This is a genomic window from Bradyrhizobium denitrificans (assembly GCF_013179005.1).
GTDB classification, from domain to species: Bacteria; Pseudomonadota; Alphaproteobacteria; order Rhizobiales; family Xanthobacteraceae; genus Bradyrhizobium; species Bradyrhizobium denitrificans.
The window spans coordinates 240,124-249,389 of the sequence record NZ_JABFDP010000011.1 but is presented as its reverse complement, the minus strand read 5'-3'; the positions used below and the strand labels follow the sequence as shown (position 1 = coordinate 249,389).

Below are 9,266 nucleotides of genomic sequence, written 5' to 3'. Positions count from 1 at the left end.
GGATTGACAAGCCAAGGCCCGTTACAGAAGCCCGGATGAGCGCAGCGACATCCGGGTTCAACGCGCAGCTCGTGAGATCCCGGATATCGCTCCGCTCATCCGGGCTACACGACGCAGCCTGCCCATCCGGGGAGTTCCGAAAGCGCCATCGACGCTCCACATTGGGATCACCCCATGGAGCTCTCGATGTCCGATCTGTCCCCCCTCTCCTCGCTCTCGACGGCGCTCGCCGCAACCGTCGCCACGGCCGCCCCCTCGCTGGTCTCGGTCCACTCGCACCGCTCGCGCGCGACGGGCTTCGTCTGGAAGCCGGGCCTGATCATCACGGCCGATGAGGCGCTGGCCGACGAAGGCGACATCATCATTGCCTTCGCCGACGGCACGACGCGCGCCGCCAGCATTGCCGGGCGCGATCACACCACCGACATCGCCCTGCTCCGCTTCGACGGCACAGATGTCGCGCCCATGCCGCTGATGGCCGAAGTGCCGCCGCTCGGCGCGCTGGCGGTCATCGCGGCCGCCGATCAGGGCACGCCGGTGGCCGCGCTCGCGATGGTGTCGAAATCCGCCGGCCCCTGGCGCAGCCTGCGCGGCGGCGATATCGCGGCGCGGATCGAGCTCGACACAAGGCTGCGTCCCAGCTCCGAAGGCGGCCTCGTGCTCGACGCAACGGGACACGCGATCGGCATGGCCGTCCGCGGCCCGCGGCGCACGCTCGTCATTCCAACGGCCACCATCGAGCGGGTGGCCGGCAGGCTCGAAACCCACGGCCGCATCGCCCGCGGCTATCTGGGCGCGGGGCTGCAGCCGGTCAGGCTCGATGACGGTCTCGGCGCCATGGTGATGAGCATCGACAAGAGCGGTCCGGCCGCCGCCGCCGGCCTGCGCCAAGGCGACATCATTACCGCCCTCAACAAGGAGCCGTTCAGGGGCATGCGCGGGCTGATGCGCGAGCTCGGTCCGTACAGCGTCGGTGCCGTGGTCGAGCTGGCGGCACTGCGCGCCGGCGAGCCGGTGCAGGTCGCATTGACGATCGGCGAGCGGCCGGCGTGAGCGCGGACGAGAGCGAGCCGATCACAATCGCGATCGCGGTCGATGATGCCGCGCTGGCCGACCGGCTGGCGGCGCTGCTCGGCGGCGTCGCCGGGCTGAGACTGGCCGCGCCGGACGAGACCGCGGACGTGGCCATCGTCACGCCGCACGGCCGTGACAAACGCAGCCTCGACGAGGGCAGCCTCGACCATGACAAGACCGACGGCCGCGCGATCGACGGGTTTCAACTCACCGCGCGCGAGCGCGACGTACTGGCGCTGATGGCCGAAGGCTGCTCCAACAAGGAAATTGCGCGCAGCCTCGGCATCTCCGTGCACACCGCGAAGTTCCACGTCGGCTCGCTGCTCGACAAGCTCGACGCCACCGGCCGCACGGATGCCGTGGCGCATGCGGCGCGGCGCGGGATCATCGAACTGTGAAAAGCCGCCAGCCGCCGCAGAACGCTTCACGGCCTCCGGCGACCTCGTTCCACACACCGCTCGTCACGTGCGGCAGCAGCAACGAGGCGATGCGAGAGAGTCAGGCACGATGTTCACCCCGCGCGCCTGCCCCATCGGAACCAAGACAAGCTGTTCGTCCGAAACGTCCAGGCGCGAGGTTAGAACGCGACTTTGAGGCCGCCGTTTACGCCGTAGTCGTTGCGGTCGGATCTGGCGAACGTGCTGACCACGCCGAGATTGACGCTGACCTTATCGGTGATCGCCGCGGCCAAGCCGGCCGCCACCTTGCCGTAGGTCGCCGCACGTCCATCGATCGGAGTCAACACCGGCAGCAAGGGTGTCGTCACCTGCGTCGTGATCAGGCTGCGTGCGGAGCTAATGAACTCATGCTCAACGGTCAAGTTCAGGTATGGATTATAGAAGGCTCCGGCCGCGGCGAACGGTGCGCGCAATTGCACGCCGGCGCTTCCGGTCAGGCTCTCCAGACGCTGACGGTTGACCATGTTGGTGAGCAGCATATCGCCGGTTTCGGTATAGCCCGCGATCTGCACATTGCTGTAGGACAGGCCGCCGATCGGCCCCATGCGCACCGCGCCGAGATCCCAGAGATAACCACCGCGCGCGGCGACCGTGAACGTGTCCGCATGCGTCGACCCGCGGATGACATCGATGACGCCCTGACGATCCGTGGAGATCGCGTGACGGCCGTAGGCGAGCAGCGCATCCGCAAACCAATTGGCGCGGTTATAGGCCGCGTAGCCGCCGATCTGGTAGGCGTCGATCTTCTCATGGGCGTTCTGCAGAGCGAGATTGACGTTCGGCTGGGCGTAGCTGAACAGCCCGCCGACCATCAGATCAGGCGAGAGACGATAGTCGAGCCCGATCCATCCCCCGACCGAATTGTAGTTGTAGCTGGACAAGAACTGCTGGGAGTCGCGGCTTCCCCCGGAATAGGCGACGTCACCGTAAACCGACCAGGGGCTCTGCACCGCGGCCGGAGCCGCCAGGGCCGCCTTGGTCGGCATGTCGGCCGCCATCGCGTTCATCGCATCAGCCGCACCACGGACGTTGCGATACGCATCGAGATGCCCGAATATCGAGCCGGCGAAACCGCTCGCGATCGAGGTCGCAACGTCACCCTGCGGCGCCACCGTCAACGGCGCATCGATCTGGTTGGTCTGGTAGCGACCGATCAATGCGAAACCGGCGGTCGTGAAATGCAAGCCGTCATAGGACAGAAACTGGTTCTGTGCCGCCACCGAGCCGCCGACGCAGGACGGCACATCGGTACAGGCTGTGGTGACGTTGGTGAAACCGTAAAAAGACGGATTTGCGACGACTCTCTGCGTCAACGTCGCAAGATCGAAGAAGAAGATACGGACGCCCGAGCGCGCCAGCGGCGCCAGGCTGGCCTGCTCCATCTGCGTCAACGTCGATTGGAAATAGTGGACGTTCGCGTTGCCGGCGCCGGCAGGCAAATAGGACAGATCCCCAACCGACAAGATCGCAATATTGCGTGCGCCGGCCTGGACCATCTGCTGAACGTCCGACAGGATGCTGGCTGTCGTCTGCCGGGCAGCGGTGTTCATCTGATCTTGGGTGATTGTCGGATTGAACAGGATCGGCACGCTGTCATTGCCGCCTGCGGTAGTGATGTCGACGAGGTCTCGTGGGCCGAAACGCCCTCCCGCCGCAAGGAATACTCCGATCTCAGTGCCGGTTCCCGGCAGCACCGGGCCGGTGGACCCGAACAGATTTCCGACATTCGTGCCGCCACTCATGGCGCCCCCGGTGGCGTAGTTGGCGACCGCCGAGGTGGGCAGACCGTAGTGGTATTGCACAACGTCGGCCATCGCCAGCCCTGCGCTGAAGCGGCCGCTCGCAGGAACAGACGACCCGGCCCGCATCTCATTTCCCCAGTCGGCGTAGCTGTCACCGAACACGGTCAGGCGTGTAAACTGTCCTGCCACTCTGGGGCCAAGCCACCCCTGAACGAATGGATTCTGCTGAATATATGCATAAACGTCCGGGCTCGGTGTGATGGCGATCGGCGTATAGGTCTGAGCCGATGCACCAGCCGCGCCACACACGACTCCCGCGGCCGCAATGGAAGCAGCAACGATGCCGCGACAGCCGGCAGAAACGGGCATCCACCCGACTTGCTCCCGGTGCTCGAGCGATTTGCCCGCGGCGCTGCTCGACCGCGCCCGTCCCACAAAATTGAGCATTTTCCTCTCCCCCAACACGAGCGCCGTCGCTTTTGCGGGCGTGCACAGGCCGGAGGTTGAGATGCCCGGCAATTGCGCGAGGCATTGTCCTGCCGATGTCAACGCGCCAATCGGTCGCTCGTTAGAAATGTATGTTCACATCGTGACTTGTTCAGGTCAAGAACAATTGGGGTAGTAGGTAATAGGGTTGAATTGGCCCCGCAGTCGGGCAATGTGTGCGCCTCAAGATTACAACCGCGAATATATTGACCGACCGGCCTCGAGGCACTTTGAGACGCGCATCCAAAACCGGCGACTCGATCGCCAGACCCATGAGGCGACTTCTGACCCAGGAAACCGACGCACGTTCTCGGATCCGCATCGACGGTCTAACAAGCCGTGCCGGCTACCTGATCCGGCAGGCCCAGCTCTGGGTATTCGAGGACTTCAACGCGACGCTCGCCCCACTCGATATTCGCCCCTCACAGTATTCGATACTCGTCGTGATTCGGGACAATCCGGGGTTGTCGCAAATGGCCCTGTCGGAGGTGCTCGGCATCGGCCGCTCGGCGATCATTCCACCGCTTGACGAGTTGCAATCGCGCGGATTGCTCGAACGCTTGCCGACGTCAGACCGGCGCACGCACTCGCTGCATCTCACCGGAGCGGGCATCGCGCTGCTTGAGCAAGCCGAGAGTCTGGTCCAGGAGCACGAGCGTCGGCTGATGGATAAGGTCGGCCCTCAAGGACATCAGCAACTTCTGCAGGTGCTCAAAGTATTCGGGCGAAATCGGTAACGATCCCTCCAAACGCAGAGACCGGGGCGCTACGCCTTCTTCTTCACGTCCTTGACGTTGGAGAACACGATGCCTTCGGCGCGCTCCTTGGTGTAGCCGAGATAGAACTCGTTCTTGGCCAGAAACACCGGGTCGCCATCGACATCGTCGGCGACGCCGGAATTGTTGGCGGCGATGAAGGCCTCGAGCTTCTTCTTGTCATCGCAGGAGATCCAGCGCGCCAGCGAGAACTCGGAGATCTCGAACTCGACGGGCAGCGAATATTCGGCATCGAGCCGTGCCTTGAGCACGTCGAGCTGCAGCGGGCCGACGACGCCGACGAGCGCAGGCGCGCCGTCGCGCGGCCGGAACACCTGCACGACGCCCTCCTCCGACATCTGCTGCAGCGCTTCCTTCAGCTTCTTGGCCTTCATCGCGTCGGTCAGCCTGACGCGGCGGACGATTTCCGGCGCGAAGCTCGGCACGCCGACGAAGGTGAGGTCCTCGCCCTCGGTCAGGGTGTCGCCGATGCGCAACGAGCCATGATTGGGAATGCCGACGACGTCGCCGGCGAAGGCTTCGTCCGCCACCGAGCGGTCCTGGGCGAAGAAGAATTGCGGGCTCGACAGCGGCATGGTCTTGCCGGTGCGCACCAGCTTCGCCTTCATGCCGCGGTTGAGCTTGCCCGAGCACAGCCGTGCGAAGGCGATGCGGTCGCGGTGGTTCGGGTCCATGTTCGCCTGGATCTTGAAGACGAAGGCGCTCATGCGCGGCTCGGCGGCATCGACCTTGCGCAGGTTGGATTCCTGCGCGCGCGGCGACGGCGCATAGCGGCCGAGGCCTTCCAGGAGATCGCCGACGCCGAAATTGCGCAGCGCGCTGCCGAAATAGACCGGCGTCAGATGGCCCTCGCGGAACGCATCCAGCTCGAACGGCTTGCAGGCCTCCCTGACCAGCTCCAGTTCGTCAGTGATCTGGCTCATGTCGAGATTGGCGTTGATCTTGCCGAGCTCGGAGATCTCGATCTGCTGCGCGGCGCCGGTCTTGGCGCCGCCGCCTTCGAGCAGACGCACGCCGCCGTCGCGGATGTCATAGGTGCCGATGAAGTCGCGGCCGCGGCCGACCGGCCAGGTCATCGGCGTGGTGTCGAGCGCCAGCGTCTTCTCGATCTCGTCGAGGAGATCGAAGGTGTCGCGGCTCTCGCGGTCCATCTTGTTGATGAAGGTGATGATCGGGATGTCGCGCAGGCGGCACACCTCGAACAGTTTTCGCGTGCGCGCTTCGATGCCCTTGGCGGCGTCGATCACCATGACGGCGGAGTCGACTGCGGTGAGCGTGCGGTAAGTATCCTCGCTGAAGTCTTCGTGGCCCGGCGTGTCCAAGAGATTGAACACGAGCCCCTCGAACTCAAAGGTCATCACCGAGGTCACGACGGAGATGCCGCGCTCGCGCTCGATCTTCATCCAGTCCGAGCGGGTGTTGCGGCGCTCGCCCTTGGCCTTGACCTGGCCGGCAAGGTTGATGGCGCCGCCGAACAGCAGGAGTTTCTCGGTCAGCGTGGTCTTGCCGGCGTCCGGATGCGAGATGATGGCGAAGGTGCGCCGGCGCGCCACCTCGTCGGACAAGGCGGTGCGGGCGGGCTGTTCGGTCGTGACGGCGGTATCGGACATGAGGCGGCAGGCGTCGTTTCGGGGCCAGAGAGCGGGCGATGTCGTGGGAAACGCGCGGGATCAATGCCGCCGCGCGCCCTCCATATAGGCGTTTTGCACCGCAACTCCAACCGGGGAGTTAACCGGGCGGCCGACGGGATAGCTCCGGCGCTGGCACCCCGCCCGCGGCCGTCCTTCGAGACGCCCGGCTGTGGCGGGCTCCTCAGGACGAGGTCTGAAACGCGCGGCGAGGTCTTCGCGACCAGATTCCCCCTTCAACCGCATGGTGAGGAGCGCCGCCGTTGCGGCGCGTCTCGAACCATGAGCCCCAACGCCCTTAGGAAGGCACTCCCATCCAGTCACCCGTGCCGGAGCACCGACACCAGCCAGAAGGCCAGCGCCGAGACGATGGCGGAGGCCGGAATCGTGAAAATCCAGGCGTAGACGATCGATCCGGCCACGTTCCAGCGCACCGCCGAGGCGCGGCGGGCGGCGCCGACGCCGACGATGGCGCCGGTGATGGTGTGGGTGGTGGAGACGGGCACGCCGAGGAAGGTCGCCAGGAACAGGGTGATGGCGCCGCCGGTCTCGGCGCAGAAGCCCTGCATCGGGTTCAGCTTGGTGATGCGCAGACCCATGGTGCGGACGATCCGCCAGCCGCCCATCAGGGTGCCCAGCGCCATCGCCGCCTGGCACGACAGCACGACCCAGAACGGAACCGTGAAATGCTCGCCGAGATGGCCCTGCGAGTACAACAGCACGGCGATGATGCCCATCGTCTTCTGCGCGTCATTGCCGCCATGGCCGAGCGAGTACAGCGAGGCGGAGGCGAATTGCAGGATGCGGAAGGCGCGGTCGACTGCGAACGGCGTCGAGCGGACCGAGGCCCAGGACACGATCGCGACCAGGATCATCGCCAGGATCAGTCCGACCAGCGGCGACAGCACGATCGCCAGCACTGTCTTCGATAGCCCGCTCCAGACCGTGGCCGAGATGCCGGCCTTGGCCACCCCTGCCCCGACCAGCCCGCCGATCAGCGCGTGCGAGCTCGACGACGGGATTCCGGCGGCCCAGGTCACGAGGTTCCAGACGATGGCCCCGACCAGCGCGGCAAAGATCACCTGCGCGTCGACGATCGCGGGATCGATGATGCCGGTGCCGATGGTCTGGGCGACGTGCAGGCCGAAGACGCCGAAGGCCACGAAATTGAAGAACGCGGCCCAGAACACCGCATATTGCGGCCGGAGCACGCGGGTCGAGACGATGGTCGCGATCGAGTTGGCGGCGTCGTGCAGGCCGTTCAGGAAGTCGAAGGCGAGCGCGACGGCGATGAGGCCGACCAGGATCGGAAGGCCGAGATGAGCGTCCACGGCGCGACCCTACCCTAGACCTGTTCGATCATGATCGAATTGATCTCGTTGGCGACGTCGTCGAAGCGGTCGGCGACCTTCTCCAGATGATCGTAGATCTCCGCGCCGACGATGAAGTCCATGGTGTTGGCGTTGCGGTGCTTGAGGAACAGCTCTTTCAGCCCGATGTCGTGAAGGTCGTCGACGCGGCCCTCGAGCTTGGTCATCTCCTCGGTGATCGCAGTGATCATCGGCACGTTCTGGCCGATCGCCTGCAACAGCGGCAGCGCGCGCCCGATCAGGTTGGCGCAGTCGACCAGCAAGGTGCCCATCTCCCGCATCGTCGGCTCGAACTCCTTGACCTCGAACAGCACCACGGCCTTGGACGTCTGCTGCATCTGGTCGATGGCATCGTCCATCGAGGTGATCAGGTTCTTGATGTCGCCGCGGTCGAACGGGGTGATGAAAGTGCGGCGGACGGCGGTCAGCACTTCGCGGGTGATGTTGTCGGCCTCGTTCTCGAACTGGCTGACCCGCTGGCAATGCACCAGAATGTCGTCGCCGCCCTTGAGCATGTCCTGCAGCGCATGCGCGCCCTGGATCACCACCTTGTTGTGGCGGGCGAACAAATCGAAAAACCGCTCCTCCCGCGGGAGGACGGCACGAAACCAGTTCAGCATGGGACGAGATCCATCGATTCCGAAACGGGCCGGGGCCGGCCCGTCACAGAAGTGTCATACTCCGGATCGCGTCACAGCAGAAGCGGCGGCCGGATCATCCACCGCTTTCTGCCTTTTCGGCGTTACCCCAACAAATCAATGACTTAGAGGGATCGCTTGAACAGATGGGCGATTTCCCCGACCACCCCGCGGCGGAAGGTGAGCACGCAGGCGACGAAGATGACGCCCTGGATGACGGTCACCCACTGCCCGAAGCCGGCCAGATATTGCTGCATGGCGATGATCACGAAGGCGCCGACGACCGGACCGAACACGGTCCCAAGACCGCCGACCAGGGTCATCAGCACGATCTCGCCCGACATCGACCAATGCACGTCGGTGAGCGAGGCGTTCTGGGCCACGAACACCTTCAGCGCGCCGGCAAAGCCGGCGATGGTGCCGGACAGGATATAGGCCAGCAGCTTGTACTGGTCGGTCTTGTAGCCGAGAGAGATCGCGCGCTGCTCGTTCTCGCGGATCGCCTTCAGCACCTCGCCGAACGGCGAGTTGATGGTGCGGAAGATCAGCAGGAAGCCGGCGAGGAAGCCGACCAGCACGACGTAATACAGCGTGGTGGGCTTCGACAGGTCGATGAAGCCGAACAGCCTGCCCTGCGGGATGCCCTGGATGCCGTCCTCGCCATGGGTGAACGGCGTCTGCAGATAGACGAAGTACAGCAGCTGCGACAGCGCCAGGGTGATCATCGAGAAGTAGATGCCCTGGCGGCGGATCGAAATGTAGCCGGTGACAACCGACAGCACGAAGGCGCCGGCGATGCCGGTGAGGATGCCGAGCTCCGGCGGCAGGCCCCAGACCTTCAGCGCATGCGCGCTGCAATAGCCGGCGGTGCCCAGGAACATCGCGTGGCCGAACGACAGCAGCCCGCCATAGCCGATCAGCAGATTGAAGGCGCAGGCCAGCAGCGCAAAGCACAGCGCCTGCATCACGAAGAACGGGTATAGCCCGGTAAACGGCACGATGGCGAGCAGCGCGGCCATGATGACGAACACGATCATCTCGTCGCGCATCGCGCGCGGCGTGATCGGCAGGGTCTCGTCGGTGATCGATGTCAT

General features: G+C 64.9%; 8 protein-coding genes. 3 read left to right on the top strand and 5 right to left on the bottom strand.

Annotation, left to right across the window (positions count from 1 at the left end; genetic code table 11):
* Window positions 1-186: 186 nt before the first annotated feature.
* Window positions 187-1,053, top strand: a complete 867-nt coding sequence (locus tag HL671_RS14435) for a S1C family serine protease (protein ID WP_172236772.1) — start codon at window positions 187-189, stop codon at window positions 1,051-1,053.
* Complete coding sequence (locus HL671_RS14430) at window positions 1,050-1,472, top strand: helix-turn-helix transcriptional regulator (RefSeq protein WP_172236771.1); 423 nt, start codon at window positions 1,050-1,052, stop codon at window positions 1,470-1,472. The genes HL671_RS14435 and HL671_RS14430 overlap by 4 nt, the downstream gene beginning before the upstream one ends.
* A 179-nt stretch (window positions 1,473-1,651) precedes the next feature.
* Here HL671_RS14430 and HL671_RS14425 read toward each other — a convergent pair whose 3' ends face one another.
* Window positions 1,652-3,721: an autotransporter domain-containing protein gene (locus HL671_RS14425; protein ID WP_246705864.1), complete on the bottom strand. Its 2,070-nt coding sequence runs from the start codon at window positions 3,719-3,721 to the stop codon at window positions 1,652-1,654.
* Window positions 3,722-4,032: 311 nt separating this feature from the next.
* Here HL671_RS14425 and HL671_RS14420 point away from each other — a divergent pair, with 311 nt between their 5' ends.
* Window positions 4,033-4,497 carry a MarR family winged helix-turn-helix transcriptional regulator gene (locus tag HL671_RS14420; RefSeq protein WP_172236769.1) on the top strand — a complete coding sequence of 155 codons (465 nt, stop codon included), beginning with the start codon at window positions 4,033-4,035 and terminating at the stop codon, window positions 4,495-4,497.
* A gap of 29 nt (window positions 4,498-4,526) precedes the next feature.
* On the opposite strand, the gene HL671_RS14415 is transcribed toward HL671_RS14420, so the two are convergent.
* From HL671_RS14415 to HL671_RS14400, 4 genes are all read right to left on the bottom strand, one after another.
* On the bottom strand, window positions 4,527-6,146 hold the full coding sequence (locus HL671_RS14415; RefSeq protein WP_012043848.1) for a peptide chain release factor 3: 1,620 nt from the start codon (window positions 6,144-6,146) through the stop codon (window positions 4,527-4,529).
* Window positions 6,147-6,484: 338 nt separating this feature from the next.
* A complete protein-coding gene (locus HL671_RS14410; protein ID WP_012043847.1) occupies window positions 6,485-7,495 on the bottom strand; it encodes an inorganic phosphate transporter in 1,011 nt (336 codons plus the stop codon).
* 14 nt (window positions 7,496-7,509) lie between these two features.
* Window positions 7,510-8,154, bottom strand: a complete 645-nt coding sequence (locus tag HL671_RS14405; protein WP_012043846.1) for a DUF47 domain-containing protein — start codon at window positions 8,152-8,154, stop codon at window positions 7,510-7,512.
* Window positions 8,155-8,297: 143 nt separating this feature from the next.
* A complete protein-coding gene (locus tag HL671_RS14400) occupies window positions 8,298-9,266 on the bottom strand; it encodes a branched-chain amino acid ABC transporter permease (RefSeq protein WP_012043845.1) in 969 nt (322 codons plus the stop codon).

What these genes read in the sequence shown, in the direction of transcription:
- HL671_RS14420 (WP_172236769.1), top strand. Translation starts at nt 4,033, where the DNA reads ATGAGGCGACTTCTGACCCAGGAAACCGACGCACGTTCTCGGATCCGC.
- HL671_RS14425 (WP_246705864.1), bottom strand. Translation starts at nt 3,721, where the DNA reads ATGCTCAATTTTGTGGGACGGGCGCGGTCGAGCAGCGCCGCGGGCAAA.
- HL671_RS14400 (WP_012043845.1), bottom strand. Translation starts at nt 9,266, where the DNA reads ATGACATCGATCACCGACGAGACCCTGCCGATCACGCCGCGCGCGATG.
- HL671_RS14405 (WP_012043846.1), bottom strand. Translation starts at nt 8,154, where the DNA reads ATGCTGAACTGGTTTCGTGCCGTCCTCCCGCGGGAGGAGCGGTTTTTC.
- HL671_RS14415 (WP_012043848.1), bottom strand. Translation starts at nt 6,146, where the DNA reads ATGTCCGATACCGCCGTCACGACCGAACAGCCCGCCCGCACCGCCTTG.
- HL671_RS14435 (WP_172236772.1), top strand. Translation starts at nt 187, where the DNA reads ATGTCCGATCTGTCCCCCCTCTCCTCGCTCTCGACGGCGCTCGCCGCA.